Genomic DNA, 13,212 nt, shown 5'->3' with positions numbered 1-13,212 from the left:
GACGAGAGCCCCGACCGGACGGTCGGGGCTCTCGTCATACGGCGGAGGGTTCCTCAGACGCCGACCTTCTGCTTGACCTGCGCGAGGCTCGGGTTCGTCAGGGTCGACCCGTCCGGGAAGAGGACGGTCGGCACCGTCTGGTTGCCGCCGTTGGCCTTCTCGACGAACGCCGCCGACTCGGGGTCCTGCTCGATGTTGATCTCGGTGTACGCGATGCCCTCACGGTCCATCTGGCTCTTCAGCCGACGGCAGTAGCCGCACCACGTGGTGCTGTACATCGTCACAGTGCCCTGCATGGCGAGGCGCTCCTCTTGTTCGCTGACGGGTGCCGAGTAGGAGAACGTACGGCCCGGCCCCGCCATTCCCGGCATTCGTATGACCGCAGCCCCGGTCCTGTGGACAAGCCTCGGCACCGACCTCCCGCGACCTGGCAGCATTGGGGGGTGACAGCAGCAACGCACTCCACTCTTTTCCCGCAGGTCCCGGAGACGGCCGACGCGGTGCTCGACGGGCTCGACCCCGAGCAGCGCGAGGTCGCCCTGGCCCTGAGCGGCCCGGTGTGCGTGCTGGCGGGAGCCGGCACGGGCAAGACGCGGGCCATCACCCACCGGATCGCGTACGGGGTGCGGGCGGGCATACTCCAGCCCGCCAGTGTGCTGGCCGTCACGTTCACCAACCGCGCCGCGGGCGAGATGCGCGGCCGGCTCCGCCAGCTCGGCGCGGGCGGCGTCCAGGCCCGTACGTTCCACTCCGCGGCCCTGCGCCAGCTCCAGTTCTTCTGGCCGAAAGCCGTCGGTGGAGATCTGCCCCGGCTCCTGGAGCGGAAGGTCCAGCTGGTCGCCGAGGCCGCGGCCCGCTGCCGGGTCCGGCTCGACCGCAACGAGCTGAGGGACGTCACCAGCGAGATCGAATGGGCCAAGGTCACCCAGACCGTCCCCGCCGACTACCCGGCCGTCGTCGCCAAGGCCGCGCGGGACGCCCCCCGGGACCCGGCCGAGATCGGCCAGATCTATGCGATGTACGAGCAGCTGAAGCGCGACCGCTCGGTGATCGACTTCGAGGACGTGCTGCTCCTCACCGTCGGCATCCTCCAGGACCGGCACGACATCGCCGACCAGATCCGCAGCCAGTACCAGCACTTCGTGGTGGACGAGTACCAGGACGTGTCCCCGCTCCAGCAGCGGCTGCTCGACCTGTGGCTCGGCGACCGCGACAACCTCTGCGTCGTCGGGGACGCCAGCCAGACCATCTACTCCTTCACCGGCGCCACCCCCGACCACCTGCTGAACTTCCGCACCCGGCACCCGGGCGCCACGGTCGTCAAACTCGTCCGCGACTACCGCTCCACCCCGCAGGTCGTCCACCTCGCCAACGGACTGCTCAGCCAGGCCCGCGGCCGGGCCGCCGACAACCGCCTCGAGCTGATCTCCCAGCGCGACCCGGGCCCCGAGCCCGTCTACACGGAGTACCCCGACGAGCCGGCCGAGGCCGAGGGCACCGCCCGGCGCATCCGCGACCTCATCGCCGCCGGGGTCCCGGCCGGCGAGATCGCCGTCCTCTACCGGATCAACGCCCAGTCCGAGGTGTACGAGCAGGCCCTCGCCGACGCCGGAGTGCCGTACCAGCTCCGCGGCGCCGAGCGCTTCTTCGAGCGCCAGGAGGTACGGGAGGCCTTGGCGGCCCTGCGCGGGGCGGCCCGCTTCGGCGCCAACGACTCGCTGCTCGACGGCGCCGAGGACCTGCCCGCGCAGACCCGGGCGGTCCTGTCCGGACGCGGCTGGACCGGCGAGCCCCCCGCGGGCTCCGGCGCCGTCCGCGACCGCTGGGAGTCCCTCGCCGCCCTCGTCAGGCTCGCCGAGGACTTCGCCCGCGCCAAGTCCGGCGCCACCCTCTCCGACCTGGTCGGCGAACTCGACGAGCGGGCCGCCGCCCAGCACGCCCCCACCGTCCAGGGCGTCACCCTCGCCTCGCTGCACGCCGCCAAGGGCCTCGAATGGGACGCCGTCTTCCTGGTCGGCCTCACCGAGGGCATGATGCCCATCACCTACGCCAAGACCGACGAGCAGGTCGAGGAGGAGCGGCGGCTGCTGTACGTCGGCGTCACCCGTTCCCGGGTCCACCTCACCCTGTCCTGGGCGCTCTCCCGCTCACCGGGCGGCCGGGCCTCCCGGCGCCCCAGCCGCTTCCTGAAGGGGCTGCGGCCCGGCTCCGGTGCCCTCGGCCCCGTCGGTGTCGGCGCTTCCGGCTCGTTCGAGCGGGGGGGCGGCCCGACCGGCCGGCGCAAGCCGCGCGGGCCCGTCCGGTGCCGGGTCTGCGGCGCGACCCTCACCGAGGCGGGCGCGATGAAGCTGATGCGCTGCGAGGACTGCCCCTCGGACATGGACGAGGGGCTCTACGAGCGGCTGCGCGACTGGCGCTCGGAACAGGCCAGGGAGCTCGGCCAGCCCGCGTATTGCGTGTTCACCGACAAGACGCTGATGGCCATCGCCGAGCGCGTCCCCGCCACCGGCGGGGAGCTCTCCTCGATCTCCGGCGTCGGCGCCCGCAAGCTGGACCGTTTCGGGGACGACGTCCTGGCCATCTGCGCAGGTGGGGAGGGAGGAGCGGGAGACGACGAGAGCTGAGGAAAACTCGTCGGAAAAATAGTTTGCGCCCGCCCCGTCAAGCCCCATAGGTTCTTAACCACGGAAACAGCGGCTTCTTCGAAGCCCTGTCCTCGTGCTGTACTTGTCCAAATAAACATGAGGGACCGGGCTCGCGCCCCAACCCTCCGAGACGCCGAGAGGAGGCGAATCCAGTGATCAGCAACACGATTCAGGCCAGCACCACCGCCCGCTTCGTCAGCACCGCCAGCTCCTTCAGCACCGCCAAAATGACCGATCGCTCGGTCGTCTCCGTCTGCCCGCTCGGCTTCTCCGCCTCGGCGTTCATCGGCACCGGTCTGCCCGTCGCCGGCCTGCCCGTCACCGGTCTTTCCGGTCTCGGTGCGGCCGTCATCGAGCGGCGCGACGAGCGACCGACCAAGGCACTGGGAGCAGTAGCAGCAGGCAAGGCCACGGCCTATGGCTTTGCGGCGACCGGTGCCGGCAACCAGCAGACGACGCAGCACCACCACATGATGTGGGCCTTCCGTGGGCTCGAACCCTGGAGTGATCCAGTCTGATCCATGATCAGACCGGCGCCTTCAGGGCCGCGGAACCCCACCCGGGATCCGCGGCCCTTCTGTTTGTCCCCGAACGGGGGCGACGGCCCGAAGGCGCCTCGGGACAGACACACCCGGTACCAGCCGAAACCCCGGTCAACAGGCCGGAACGACCAGACGAGGAAAGACCACCGTGCAACTCGAAGCGCACGCCCCGTCCGTACCGCCTTCCGATTCGATCCCCCTGCCCGGCCTCACGGAGGACCCCGCTTTGACCCCCCTCACCGCGCTCACCGCGCTCGACGACGCCATCGAGAACCTCGGCGTCCCCGTCCCGTGTCGCGCCTACGACCCCGAGGTCTTCTTCGCGGAGTCCCCGGCCGACGTCGAGTACGCGAAGTCCCTCTGCCGGACCTGCCCGCTCATGGCGGCCTGCCTGGCCGGCGCCAAGGAGCGCCGCGAGCCCTGGGGTGTCTGGGGTGGCGAGCTCTTCGTCCAGGGCGTGGTCGTCGCCCGCAAGCGGCCCCGCGGCCGCCCGCGCAAGAACCCGGTCGCGGCATGAGCGTCACCGGAACCATCGACCGTCCCCTCACGCACGATCCCCAGAAGCAGGCCCCGATGACCTCTTCCACGAGCGAGCCCGCCGGCTCCGCGACCCCAGCCTTCTCCCCCGCCGCCGCGCCCACCGCGCGTCAGAACAGGACCCGTGAAATGCAACTCATCCCAGAAGCCCTCGCCCGTGCCCATATGCACGAGCGACAGCGTGAGGCCGACGCGGAACGCCACGCCGTGCGCCTGGTCGCCGCCCGCCGTATGCAGCGCCGCGCGGAGCGCGTCTCGCTGCGCGCCCGCCGCGCGCTGGCCATGGCCGTCATGCACTAGCTGACATCGCGCCCCTCCGGGCGCTATCGCGGGGGCCGGTCCTGACGGACCGGCCCCCGCGGTGCGTTGTCGGGGCCGCGGTGCACTGTCGGGTTATCGTCGTGAAGATGAACGACGCCCGCACCCCCGAGGGACCCGTCGCCTGCGCGCGCTGCGGCAAGACCGCCGAAACCCTGCCGCTGACCTGGACCTGTTCGGTGGAGAACGGTCGGCGCACGTACTTCTGCGAGGACTGCGCCCGCGCCAACATCCGCGCCATCGAGAGCCGTCTCGACTCCTCCTGGTGGTGACGCCCCCGAGCCGGTGTGGTGCCTCCGGGCGCGGCTCCCCGGCCGTGACCCGCACCACGCTCAGGGCGCGGGTGCCACGAATCCCGGCAGCCACTCCTCCAGTTCGGCCCGAAGACGCACCGTCGCGTTGAGCTGGCACAGCACCCCGATGGTGCTCAACGTCACCCGGTGTATCAGCAGGTACGAGGGCGGCAGATTGAGCTGCTTGCCCAACTGGTGGGCGGGGGAGCGGATGTCGGCGACCCGGGCCGCCTGGGCGCGCAGCCAGCCTCGGGTGAAGACGAAGGACTCCGCCTCGGCCGGCTCGATGATCGGCAGCAGGTACTCCAGGACCGCGTCCGGGTCGAGCACCACGGACTCCTTGACGAAGCCCTCCGCGCGCAGCAGCTCGTAGACCGTCTCGGCCTCACCTTCGAGCGTCTTCCGCAGACACGTCCCGATCGTCTCCGGCAGCCCGTCCGGCAGCCGGTCCACGGTGCCGAAGTCGAGCACCCCGAGGCGCCAGCCCTCCGGGCCCTCGTCCTCGCCGCCCGGCAGCAGCCGGAAGTTCCCCGGGTGCGGATCGGCGTGCAGCAGGCCCGTGCGTGCGGGGCCCGAGAAGAGGAAGCGGGCCAGCAACTGGCCCGCCCTGTCCCGCTGCTCCTCCGTGCCGTCCGCTATCACCTCGGACAGCGGGACCCCGTCGATCCACTCGGTCACCAGGATCTGCTCCGACTGGTGCACCACCGCCGGTACCACCACGTCGGGATCGTCCGCGAACACCTCGGCGTGCCTCTGCTGGGACTCCGCCTCCAGGGCGTAGTCCAACTCCTCGGAGACCCGGTCCCGCATCTCGGTGATCAGGGGTTTGATGTCCATGCCGGGGACGAGCGGGCCGAGCAGCCGGGCGAAGCGGCTCAACTGCGCCAGGTCGGAGAGCAGTGCCTCACCGGCGCCCGGGTACTGCACCTTCACCGCGACCTCGCGCCCGTCGTGCCACACGGCCCGGTGGACCTGCCCGATCGAGGCCGCCGCCGAGGGCTTGTCCTCGAACTCCAGGAACAGTTCCCGCCAGTCGGGGCCCAGCCGCTCTTCGAGGACGGCGTGCACCGTCCGCGTCGGCATCGGTGGCGCCGCGTCCTGGAGTTTCGTCAGCGCCGCCCGGTAGGGCCCGGCCACCTCCTCCGGGAGCGCGGACTCGAAGACGGACAGCGCCTGCCCGAGCTTCATCGCCCCGCCCTTGAGCTCGCCGAGCACCTTGAACAACTGCTCGGCCGTGCGCTGCTGCACCTCACGGGCGACGAGCTCCGCCGATCTGCCGCCGATCCGTTTGCCCAGGCCCCAGGTGGCCCGGCCCGCGAAGCCCAGTGGCAGCGCGGCCAACTTGACGGTCCGGGTGACCGCCTTCCGGGGAAGATCAGACATGTGCCCCTCCAAGTCCCAGACTGTCGTGCCGCGCAGGGCGGTTACCCCGCCATTGTGTCCTGCGCCCTTCCGGCTGCCGAGGCGCGCTCCCCCTCTCGTCCGCGGAACGCCCCGCAGGGGCAGTTCGGGTGCGGTCCCATCCGCTCCGCCCGCCACTCGAGGAACGGCAGTGACGCCTCCCAGCGGGTGCCCGTGCTCGCCGGGAGGTCCCCGTCCAGAAAGGCCAGCGCGTGGGCGGCGGCCAGGCCCGCCACCGCCGTCGCGAGGCCCAGGTCGCAGGCGGGCAGCGGATGCGGTGCGCCGGAGCGCCACTGGGCGAGCAGCCGGGGCCAGTCCGGCTCGCGGTCGGTGCGCGCCTCCTGGAGACATCGCGCGCAGGCGGTGCCGCCCGGCAGCACGAGCGGCCCGACCGTCCCCGTCGCCTCCAGGACCCCGGCGTAGAGGTGGGGGGTGCCGGTGGCGACCCATCGCTCGGCCGGGAGCGGATCGGGGACGTACGCGCCGAGACCGTCCCGGGGCGTCACGACGACGAGGGAGAGCCCAACCCCGGCGGCCCGCTCGCCCGGCCCGCTCCGTCCCGCCGCCGGGCCGGTCGAGGACGTCGGTCGGCCGCGTCCGGTGCGCCAGCGGCCGACCAAGCGACGGGCCGCGTTCGCCCGGCGCTCGCCGACGGACTCGGCCGGCAGTCCGCCGGGGGCCGTCTCCCAGGGCTCGACCCGGCCCGAGTCCACCACCTCGACCTGACCCACGCCCGCCGCCGAGAGGAGCGCCGCCACCGTCGCCCCCACTCGTCCGGCACCCCGGACCTGGACGCGCAGGGCCCGTCGGGCCGCCAGTGTCCGTACCGCACGCTCCGGCTCGGGGTGGACCACGGAGAGGGAGGCCAGGTCGGCGCGGAGCGGATCGAGGGCGGGGTCGACCGAACCGGCCTTGGGCCCGGCCCTCCCGGGCCGTCCGGCCGTGGCCTCGGTGAGCAGCCCGGCCGACCCGAGCCGGTGGACGAGCGCCTCCAGGCGTCCGTCCGGCAGGCCGCGCGCCCGCGCCTCGGCCCGCAGCAGCTCGGTCCCGCGGGTGCCGTCGAGCAGTCCGAGCAGGGCTTCCGTGTCCGGGTCGACGGGGTCCAGCACCACCGCGTGCGCGGGAGTGACGCCGAACTGGACGCGGCGCAGACCCCGCCAGGCGCGTCGCAGCGCCGGTTTCACCATCGGATGCATTTCCCTCACCCTCATCCCTCGTCCTCATCCCTCACCCAAGATCGACAACGGCCTTTTCGCTGTCCCGGGGTGAGAATGCCCCGCGGCCGTGACGGCCGCCGAAAGTTGTCCACAGGCAAGGGGATTAGTCATTCGAATGGGGCGGAGAGGGGGCGGATGGTTCCCGAAACCACTCCACGGACGGGACTTCGCCCGCCGCCTGCGGGTAACGTCGGGGCCGTGCCCGCCGATTCACAGCGCAGCGTGACCGACTCCCCGCACCGCGGTGCGGGGACGAGTGCGGTCGAGGTCCGCAGAAGTCCGCGGCGGAGGAGAACCGTGTCGGCCTACCGCGAGGGCGACCGGACCGTGGTCCTCATCCCTGCTCGGATGTCCGAGGCGGAGGAGCGCCGCTGGGTGGGCGTCATGCTCGACAAGCTCGCCGCCCAGGAGAGCCGCAGCGTTCTCGGGGACCGGGAGCTGACGGAGCGGGCGACGCGCCTGTCGGAGCAGTACTTCGGCGGCCGGGCCCGCCCGCGCTCCGTGCGCTGGGTCACCAACCAGAACACCCGCTGGGGCTCCTGCACCCCCTCCGAGGGCAGCATCCGGCTCTCCCACCGGCTCCAGGGCATGCCCGAGTACGTCGTCGACTACGTCCTCCTGCACGAGCTGGCCCATCTGCTCGTCCCCGGTCACGGCCCCCGGTTCTGGCGGCTCCTGGAGGCGTACCCGCGCACCGAGCGGGCGCGCGGGTACCTGGAGGGCGTGGTCGCCGCCGCGCGACTGCCGCACCTCCCCGCCCCTCACGAGGAGTGACGGCGGCGGCACGCGCGCGGGAGCGGGTTTCCCGATTCCGTACCGAAAACGACCTGGCCTGTCTCAATGTCGTACTCAGCGGTTAGCCTGGCGCGAGCAATCGGCATTCGGGATGGGGGACGGTCGTAACGCATGGCCAGGGAATTCCAACGCGGCCACAAGGCCAAGATCAGTGATCTCACCGCGGGAACCGATCTGTACGTAGGTGTGCAGATCGCGGCGCCCGGGTTGACCTTCGACATCAGCTGTTTCGGTCTCGACGCGGAAGAGCGGCTCTCCGACGACCGCTACTTCGTCTTCTTCAACCAGCCGAAGACTCCCGAGGAGTCCGTCCAGCTGCTCGGCGCCCAGTCCGGCGACACCGAGTCGTTCCGCGTCACCCTCGACCGCATCCCCGCCTCCGTCCACAAGCTGTCGTTCACCGCGACGATCGACGGCCCCGGCCAGATGTCCCAGGTCGGCCCCGGTCACCTGCGGATCGTGGCCGGCGGCGAGGAGGTCGCCCGGTACTCGTTCACGGGCGCGGAGTTCAGCACCGAGCGCGCCGTGATGCTCGGCGACTTCTACCTCAAGGACGTGTGGCGGTTCGCCGCCGTCGGCCAGGGCTTCGACGGCGGCCTGGACGCGCTCCTGCGGAACTTCGGCGGCGAGGTCGCCGAGGAGGCGCCTGCCGCCCAGCCGCAGGCAGGGTCTCCGGGCTTCGCCCCGCCGCCGCAGACGGCGACGCCCCCGGCCTTCGGCGCACCCGCCGCCCCGGCCCCCGCGCCGGCCTTCGGCGCACCGGCGGCCCCGGCTCCCGCGTTCGGCGCGCCCGCAGCACCGGCTCCCGCGCCCGCGTTCGGCGCGCCGCAGGCGCCGACACCGCCGCCCGCTCCCGCGCAGCCGGTGCACACGGCGCCGACGATGGTGTCCCCGATGGCACCCGCGCCCGTCCCGCCGCCCGCACCCGCCGCCCCCGGGCCGTACGGACAGCCGCCGCAGCCGCCCCAGTACGGCCAGGTGCCGGGCCAGCCGCCCGGCTCGTACCCGGGACAGGTCCCGGGCCAGGCGCCCGGCTCGTACCCGGGACAGGTCCCGGGCCAGCCGCCCGGCCCGTACCCGGGACAGGTCCCGGGCCAGGCCCCCGGCCCGTACCAGGGTCAGCCGCCGCAGGCGCCGTACGGGCAGGCCGCGCCCGCCCCGTACGGACAGCAGCCGGCGTACGGTCAGCAGCCCGGCGTCCCGCAGGGCGTGCCGGCGACCGGCGCGGGACTCGCGGCCGCGCTCGCGCCGTACAAGGAGACCGCCACCGGCGCCCGCTGGACCCCGCAGAACCAGCAGCTGATGCGGGTCGACCTCGCCATGGGCGGCACCCCCGTCCTCGCCCGGCAGGGTTCCATGGTCATGTACCAGGGCAAGGTCGACTTCTCCCACAAGGGCGCGGGCTTCGCGGGCCGGATCGTCGGCAACGCCACCGGCCAGGAGATGCAGTTGATGCGCTGCACCGGACGCGGTCAGCTCTTCCTCGCCGAGGAGGGCGCCCATCTGCACCCGATCGAGCTCCAGGGCGACGGCATCTGCGTCTCCGCCGAGAACGTCCTCGCGTTCGACGAGTCGCTCCAGTACGAGGTGCGGCGCGTCGAGGGCCACGGCATTCCCGGCGGCGCCCTGTTCACCATGCAGTTCCAGGGCACCGGCACCGTCGTCGTGAAGACCCACGGCGTCCCCGTGGTGCTGCCCGTCACGCCGACGACCTTCGCCGACTGCAACGCCGTCGTCGCCTGGTCGTCCGCGTCCCAGGTCATCCTCTCCACCCAGGTCCGGCTCCGGCGCAACGCCTACCCCGGCCACAGCGGCGAGACCGTGAACCTGCAGTTCCGGGGCGCCCCCGGCAACTTCATCGTCGTCCAGCCCTACGAGGTCTGAGGGAGCCCGAAGTCATGAACCAGCAACTCGCGGGCTACGCCCCGACCCCCGTCGCGGCCCGGATGGAGAACCACGGCCGCACCATGCTCAAGGTGGCCATGGCCTCCGGCCAGGACCTCTACGCCCGGACCGGCTCGATGGTCTCCTACGAGGGGTACATCACCTACGAGCCCAACCCGCCCGCCGCCCGCCAGGTCGCCCAGCAGTGGGTCACCGGCGAGGGCGCGCCGATCATGAAGTGCTCCGGCGACGGACTGCTCTACCTCGCCGACTACGGCGCCGACGTCGTCGTGATCAACCTGCAGAACGACTCGCTCTCGGTCAACGGCACCAACCTCCTCGCCTTCGACGCCCACCTCCAGTGGGGCGTCGAGAAGGTCAAGGGCCTCGCCAAGTTCGCCGGCCAGGGCCTGTTCAACGTGGAGATCTCGGGCACCGGCTGGGTCGCGCTGACCTCGCGCGGCACGCCGATCGTGGTCGACTGCGGCCGCGGCGACGACGAGACCTACGTCGACCCGGACGCGCTCGTCGCCTGGTCGCCGTCGCTCAAGGTCAAGGGCAAGCGCAGCTTCAAGGCGTCCTCCCTGATCGGGCGGGGCAGCGGCGAGGCATACCAGATGGCCTTCTCGGGCCAGGGCATCGTCGTCGTACAGCCGAGCGAGGACAGCACCGACCGCCTGCGGGTCCGGGGCTGAGGGGAAGCGAGAACACACCATGCAGAGCCCGCTTTTCAACCACGCCGAACAGCAGAGCCAGGAGCGGTACGTCCTCCAGAACCCGCAGCTCCTGCGGGTCAGCCTCACCGGCCAGGACGACGTCCTCGCCCGCAAGGGCGCCATGGTGGCGTACCAGGGGCTCGTCGACTTCGACGGCGAGTACAAGACCCCGAGCCAGCGGCGGGCCCAGGCCCGCACCGGTGAGGGCCTCGACCTGATGCGCTGCTCCGGCCAGGGCACGGTCTACTTCGCCAACCTCGCCCAGTACGTCCACGTGGTGGAGGTCGAGCAGGAGGGACTGACCGTCGACAGCGCCTACGTCCTGGCGCTCGACTCGACCCTCAACACCGAGGTCATCGCCGTCGACAGCCAGTACGGCATCTCCGGCTCCGGCAAGTACCAGCTCAACATCTCCGGCCGTGGCAAGGTCGCCCTGATGACCTCGGGGCAGCCCCTGATGATGCACGTCACGCCCGACAAGTACGTCAGTGTCGACGCGGACGCGATCGTCGCCTGGTCCACCGGGCTGCGCGTCCAGATGCAGGCGCAGACGCACAACTCCAGCATCCGCCGCCGTCGCGGGGACACGGGCGAGGGCTGGGAGCTCAGCTTCCTCGGCCAGGGATTCGCGCTCGTCCAGCCCAGTGAGGTCATGCCCCCGCAGCACGCGGCCATCGGGCAGGGCGTCGCCGCCCAGTTCGGCGCGGGACAGCACGGTGCCCACGCCCAGAACCAGAACAACGCCTGGAACTGAGCGCCGGAACGGGATGAGGGGCGGTCGCGTCGGCGGCCGCCCCTTCCCCCGTGTCCCGCTACAGGCGGGCGAGCGTGCCCTCCAGGAGACGGACGACGGACACGTCCGCCACGCCCGCCACCTCCTCGTACGCGAACCAGCGCAGGTCCAGCGACTCCTCGCTGATCGCCTCCACCGCGTCGGCCGGCGCGAGCGCCGCGTACTGCACGTCCAGGTGCCAGTGGCAGGGCGCCGGGATCGGATGCCGGTCGAGCCGCACCGGACCGCCCGGCAGCAGGCTCAGGCCCCCGATCCCCGACTCCTCCGTCGCCTCCCGCAGCGCGGCCGCCTCCACCGTCGCGTCGCCCGGCTCGCAGTGGCCGCCCATCTGCAGCCACATGCCCAGCTTCCGGTGCAGGGTGAGGAGCACCCGGCCCCGCGCCGGGTCGACCACCAGCGCGCTGCTGGTGAGATGACCGGCCCCGCACGGCTTGTACACGCCGTCGGGATGCGCGCCCAGATGGTCCAGGTAGAGCTGCCGCAGCTCCTCCTGGTCCCCGTACTCCTTCAGTACGAGGACCGCGTCGTCGTGCAGGCTCACTCCTTGCCGTCCCCGTTCCCGTCCTCCGGGGCGTCGCCCTTCGCCGCCTCGCCGAGCATCTTGTCCAGCTCGGAGAAGTCCAGGTGCTCGCGGTGCACGAAACCGTCGGGGTCGTCCAGGTCGGTCGCCGTCGGCAGCATGTCCGGGTGCTCCCACAGACCGTCCCGGCCGTCGACCCCGCGCGCGTCCGTGAGCGAGGCCCACAGGCGCGCCGCGTCCCGCAGCCGCCGGGGACGCAGCTCCAGACCGATCAGGGTCGCGAACGTCTGCTCGGCGGGACCGCCCGAGGCCCGACGCCTCCGCAGCGTCTCCCGCAGCGCGTCCGCCGAGGTCAGCCGGGACTTGGCGGCCTCGTGGACCACCGCGTCCACCCAGCCCTCCACCAGGGCGAGCGCCGTCTCCAGCCGGGCCAGCGCCGCCTTCTGCTGCGGGGTGTCCTCCGGCTGGAACATGCCCTGCTGGAGCGCCTCCTGAAGCTGCTCCGGCTGCGTCGGGTCGAGCTGACCCACCGCCTCCTCCAGCTTCGAGGTGTCGACCGTGATCCCGCGCGCGTACCCCTCGACCGCGCCGAACAGGTGCGCCCGCAGCCACGGCACGTGCGCGAAGAGACGCTGGTGGGCGGCCTCGCGCAGGGCCAGGTAGAGCCGCACCTCGTCCGAGGGCACGCCCAGGTCCTTGCCGAAGGCCTCGATGTTCAGCGGCAGCAGCGCGGCCCGGTTGGCCGGGCCGAGCGGAAGACCCACGTCGGTCGAACCGACGACCTCACCCGCGAGCGCGCCCACGGCCTGCCCGATCTGCTGACCGAACATGGCGCCGCCCATGGAGCGCATCATGCCGATCAGCGGGCCGGCCATGGCCTGCATCTCCTCCGGCAGGACATCGCCCATCGCCGCGCCGACCCGCTCCGCGACCGGGTCCACCAGCTGCTGCCACGCGGGCAGCGTCGCCTCGACCCACTCGGCGCGGCTCCACGCCACCGCCGTGTTCGCCCCGGAGGGCAGCGAGGTGACCTGGTCCAGCCACAGGTCGGCGAGCCTCACGGCCTCCTCGACCGCGGACTTCTCCGCCGGGCCCACACTGGCGTCCTTGGTGCCGTCGGCGGTGCCCTGGGCCACGACCTGGCGCGCGATCTGCTTGGCCATGTCCCAGTTCACGGGACCGCCCTCGTAGCTCAGCATCTGGCCGAGCTGCTGGAAGGCGGCGCCAAGGTCGTTGGGGTTCAGCGAGCCGAACATCGCCGCGAACGGATTGTCCGCTCCGCTCTGACCGCCCATGCCGGGCAGTCCGCCGAAACCGAACGGGTTCGCCCCGAACGGGTTGCCGGGCTGGCCGCCGGACCCCTGGCCACCTCCGGCGGGGTCCTTCTTCTTGCCCTCGTCGCCGTTCTCCGGCTCCTCCGGCGGAAGGCCGAATCCGAATGGGGTGTCACTCACAGGTTTCCTCGGCTCGTAGGGCCGCCGGCCTCTGCCGACGGCGACTGCCCGTTACACACCACCAGCGTAGGTGGTGTCCCGCCGGACAACCGGGCCG

At 72.3% G+C, this 13,212-nt stretch carries 14 protein-coding genes; 9 read left to right on the top strand and 5 right to left on the bottom strand.

What is annotated here, in order from left to right; all coding sequences use genetic code 11:
- Positions 1-53: 53 nt before the first annotated feature.
- A complete protein-coding gene (locus ACFWV2_RS12060) occupies positions 54-296 on the bottom strand; it encodes a mycoredoxin (protein ID WP_005312266.1) in 243 nt (80 codons plus the stop codon).
- 147 nt (positions 297-443) lie between these two features.
- On the opposite strand from ACFWV2_RS12060, the gene ACFWV2_RS12055 reads away from it, so the two are divergent.
- The 5 genes from ACFWV2_RS12055 to ACFWV2_RS12035 all read left to right on the top strand — a co-directional run bounded on the left by ACFWV2_RS12055 (position 444) and on the right by ACFWV2_RS12035 (position 4,314).
- The gene (locus ACFWV2_RS12055; protein WP_384404887.1) at positions 444-2,624 is read left to right on the top strand and encodes an ATP-dependent DNA helicase UvrD2; all 2,181 of its coding nucleotides are present in this window, start codon (positions 444-446) and stop codon (positions 2,622-2,624) included.
- Between the two features lie 173 nt (positions 2,625-2,797).
- Entirely contained in the window at positions 2,798-3,163 is a 366-nt protein-coding gene (locus ACFWV2_RS12050) for a hypothetical protein (protein WP_360785976.1), read from the top strand.
- A 172-nt stretch (positions 3,164-3,335) separates the two neighbouring features.
- The gene (locus tag ACFWV2_RS12045; RefSeq protein WP_073808972.1) at positions 3,336-3,704 is read left to right on the top strand and encodes a WhiB family transcriptional regulator; all 369 of its coding nucleotides are present in this window, start codon (positions 3,336-3,338) and stop codon (positions 3,702-3,704) included.
- Positions 3,701-4,024 (top strand): hypothetical protein, encoded by a 324-nt coding sequence (locus ACFWV2_RS12040; RefSeq protein WP_384404886.1) that lies wholly within the window; start codon positions 3,701-3,703, stop codon positions 4,022-4,024. Before ACFWV2_RS12045 ends, ACFWV2_RS12040 begins: the two co-directional genes overlap by 4 nt.
- A 107-nt stretch (positions 4,025-4,131) precedes the next feature.
- Positions 4,132-4,314, top strand: coding sequence for a hypothetical protein (locus ACFWV2_RS12035; RefSeq protein WP_360785980.1), 183 nt, complete (start codon positions 4,132-4,134; stop codon positions 4,312-4,314).
- Positions 4,315-4,374: 60 nt separating this feature from the next.
- On the opposite strand, the gene ACFWV2_RS12030 is transcribed toward ACFWV2_RS12035, so the two are convergent.
- Complete coding sequence (locus ACFWV2_RS12030) at positions 4,375-5,718, bottom strand: ABC1 kinase family protein (RefSeq protein WP_384404885.1); 1,344 nt, start codon at positions 5,716-5,718, stop codon at positions 4,375-4,377.
- 41 nt (positions 5,719-5,759) lie between these two features.
- On the bottom strand, positions 5,760-6,932 hold the full coding sequence (locus tag ACFWV2_RS12025; protein WP_384404884.1) for a ThiF family adenylyltransferase: 1,173 nt from the start codon (positions 6,930-6,932) through the stop codon (positions 5,760-5,762).
- 219 nt (positions 6,933-7,151) lie between these two features.
- Here ACFWV2_RS12025 and ACFWV2_RS12020 point away from each other — a divergent pair, with 219 nt between their 5' ends.
- The 4 genes from ACFWV2_RS12020 to ACFWV2_RS12005 all read left to right on the top strand — a co-directional run bounded on the left by ACFWV2_RS12020 (position 7,152) and on the right by ACFWV2_RS12005 (position 11,102).
- Entirely contained in the window at positions 7,152-7,727 is a 576-nt protein-coding gene (locus ACFWV2_RS12020; RefSeq protein ID WP_384404883.1) for a M48 family metallopeptidase, read from the top strand.
- Positions 7,728-7,859: 132 nt separating this feature from the next.
- A complete protein-coding gene (locus ACFWV2_RS12015) occupies positions 7,860-9,632 on the top strand; it encodes a TerD family protein (RefSeq protein WP_384404882.1) in 1,773 nt (590 codons plus the stop codon).
- Between the two features lie 14 nt (positions 9,633-9,646).
- Positions 9,647-10,327, top strand: coding sequence for an AIM24 family protein (locus tag ACFWV2_RS12010; RefSeq protein ID WP_384404881.1), 681 nt, complete (start codon positions 9,647-9,649; stop codon positions 10,325-10,327).
- 19 nt (positions 10,328-10,346) lie between these two features.
- On the top strand, positions 10,347-11,102 hold the full coding sequence (locus ACFWV2_RS12005; protein WP_360785989.1) for an AIM24 family protein: 756 nt from the start codon (positions 10,347-10,349) through the stop codon (positions 11,100-11,102).
- Between the two features lie 58 nt (positions 11,103-11,160).
- Here the strand turns inward: ACFWV2_RS12005 and ACFWV2_RS12000 are convergent, their stop codons facing one another.
- Together ACFWV2_RS12000 and ACFWV2_RS11995 are read right to left on the bottom strand one after the other, a co-directional pair.
- On the bottom strand, positions 11,161-11,682 hold the full coding sequence (locus tag ACFWV2_RS12000; protein WP_384404880.1) for an NUDIX hydrolase: 522 nt from the start codon (positions 11,680-11,682) through the stop codon (positions 11,161-11,163).
- Positions 11,679-13,115 (bottom strand): zinc-dependent metalloprotease, encoded by a 1,437-nt coding sequence (locus tag ACFWV2_RS11995; protein ID WP_384404879.1) that lies wholly within the window; start codon positions 13,113-13,115, stop codon positions 11,679-11,681. The genes ACFWV2_RS12000 and ACFWV2_RS11995 overlap by 4 nt, the downstream gene beginning before the upstream one ends.
- Positions 13,116-13,212 lie beyond the last annotated feature (97 nt).

Source organism: Streptomyces sp. NPDC058671 (genome assembly GCF_042716475.1).
Lineage (GTDB): Bacteria > Actinomycetota > Actinomycetes > Streptomycetales > Streptomycetaceae > Streptomyces.
This window is presented reverse-complemented; position numbering and strand designations above follow the sequence as displayed.

Bases quoted from the DNA above. Each gene is read 5' to 3' on its own strand.
- ACFWV2_RS12060 (WP_005312266.1), bottom strand. From the start codon at position 296: ATGCAGGGCACTGTGACGATGTACAGCACCACGTGGTGCGGCTACTGC.
- ACFWV2_RS12040 (WP_384404886.1), top strand. From the start codon at position 3,701: ATGAGCGTCACCGGAACCATCGACCGTCCCCTCACGCACGATCCCCAG.
- ACFWV2_RS12035 (WP_360785980.1), top strand. From the start codon at position 4,132: ATGAACGACGCCCGCACCCCCGAGGGACCCGTCGCCTGCGCGCGCTGC.
- ACFWV2_RS12030 (WP_384404885.1), bottom strand. From the start codon at position 5,718: ATGTCTGATCTTCCCCGGAAGGCGGTCACCCGGACCGTCAAGTTGGCC.
- ACFWV2_RS12025 (WP_384404884.1), bottom strand. From the start codon at position 6,932: ATGCATCCGATGGTGAAACCGGCGCTGCGACGCGCCTGGCGGGGTCTG.
- ACFWV2_RS12015 (WP_384404882.1), top strand. From the start codon at position 7,860: ATGGCCAGGGAATTCCAACGCGGCCACAAGGCCAAGATCAGTGATCTC.
- ACFWV2_RS12010 (WP_384404881.1), top strand. From the start codon at position 9,647: ATGAACCAGCAACTCGCGGGCTACGCCCCGACCCCCGTCGCGGCCCGG.
- ACFWV2_RS12005 (WP_360785989.1), top strand. From the start codon at position 10,347: ATGCAGAGCCCGCTTTTCAACCACGCCGAACAGCAGAGCCAGGAGCGG.